Source organism: Acinetobacter sp. YH16032 (assembly GCF_013417345.1).
Lineage (GTDB): Bacteria > Pseudomonadota > Gammaproteobacteria > Pseudomonadales > Moraxellaceae > Acinetobacter.
In genome coordinates, this window is the sequence record NZ_VPEE01000158.1 from 1 (window position 1) to 1,183 (window position 1,183).

Annotated in this window: 3 protein-coding genes; 1 reads left to right on the top strand and 2 read right to left on the bottom strand. The window is 33.8% G+C overall.

What is annotated here, in order from left to right; genetic code table 11:
* The first annotated feature begins 20 nt into the window (after positions 1-20).
* Positions 21-272 (top strand): hypothetical protein, encoded by a 252-nt coding sequence (locus FTV32_RS17130; RefSeq protein ID WP_004969151.1) that lies wholly within the window; start codon positions 21-23, stop codon positions 270-272.
* Positions 273-295: 23 nt separating this feature from the next.
* On the opposite strand, the gene FTV32_RS17135 is transcribed toward FTV32_RS17130, so the two are convergent.
* Together FTV32_RS17135 and FTV32_RS17140 are read right to left on the bottom strand one after the other, a co-directional pair.
* On the bottom strand, positions 296-610 hold the full coding sequence (locus tag FTV32_RS17135; RefSeq protein WP_096902543.1) for a BrnA antitoxin family protein: 315 nt from the start codon (positions 608-610) through the stop codon (positions 296-298).
* Entirely contained in the window at positions 573-884 is a 312-nt protein-coding gene (locus FTV32_RS17140) for a BrnT family toxin (protein ID WP_096902542.1), read from the bottom strand. Before FTV32_RS17140 ends, FTV32_RS17135 begins: the two co-directional genes overlap by 38 nt.
* Positions 885-1,183 lie beyond the last annotated feature (299 nt).

Consider the following 1,183-nt stretch of genomic DNA (forward strand, 5'->3'; position numbering starts at 1 on the left):
TAAAAATAATAAGGTAATTTATGTCTACATGGGTGTGGGTACTTATTTATTTGGCAGTTAGCTTAATGTTCAAATGGATTATTTCATGGGGTGGAGCTGATTATATTAAAGGCTGGAAGAGTATCTTTTTCTTAGATATGGAATCAAGCTCATGGAATGAAGAACAGCTTAGAGCTATGGCTTTGTTTCTATGGATAGCATTTACCATTCTTTTTATTATAGGTTTAATTTACCCCGAATTTAGATTCTATAAGCTTAAAAATAGTTTGTAAAAAACGGAGCTTAAGCTCCGTTTTTATGGGTGATTTTTTAAATCATTCAGCATTGCATCACGTAAAATCTTATTCATACGTGTCTGATAGCCTTTGCCTTGTGCTTTTAGCCATTGCATGACATCTGCATCAATGCGTACTGTAGTCACTTGTTTAGTTGGCTTATAAAACGGATTTTGGACAGCATTTTTCCAAAAGCTTTCATCAAGTTCAGGAATGTCGGAAAAGTCTATTTCACTGTCTGCGCGTTTAGCCAGAGCTTCAAGTCTTGCCTTTTGTTCTTCAGACAAAACAGGAGGTTTATTCAAATCTACTTTGTACGTAACGGTTTTGCTCATACTGTTTCCTCTCTTTTTTCTCTGCCTGTCGTGCCGAAATAATGCGGATATGATCCATCCCATTATGGTCTTGTACTGTGTGGGCCACCAATAAAACAGCTTGCCCATGTACCATACCTATCGCTTGCCAACGATATTCACCATTTTCAAAGCGATCCTGTTTATATAAGGCATGAGCATCGTAAAAAACCAATGTCGCATCTTCAAAAGCTATACCATGCTTTTTAAGGTTTATTTCTGCTTTATGCTCATCCCATGAAAACTCAATTTCCATAGTTGCATCGCTTTTTGTTAATATAAAAATGTTAATACAAAATTGTAAATTTTGCAAAGTTCTTCCATTTTTTATTGGCAAAAGCTTACAGAATCGAACATAAAAAAGCCGACTTGTTTCAAAATCGACTTTTTGCTGATTTCTTAGCCATGACTAAATTTTTAAGTCATTGATATTTATATTAATATACAAGTGTATTGCGTATAACCACCATTATGTTAAATGTATAACTTTATAAAGTGTTAATTTTAAAGTCTTCCAATGTTTTGCCTTTTTCTTCTAATAAATTATGAACAAAC

Excerpts from the sequence above, each read along its gene's own strand:
- FTV32_RS17130 (WP_004969151.1), top strand. The coding sequence starts at position 21 with ATGTCTACATGGGTGTGGGTACTTATTTATTTGGCAGTTAGCTTAATG.
- FTV32_RS17135 (WP_096902543.1), bottom strand. The coding sequence starts at position 610 with ATGAGCAAAACCGTTACGTACAAAGTAGATTTGAATAAACCTCCTGTT.
- FTV32_RS17140 (WP_096902542.1), bottom strand. The coding sequence starts at position 884 with ATGGAAATTGAGTTTTCATGGGATGAGCATAAAGCAGAAATAAACCTT.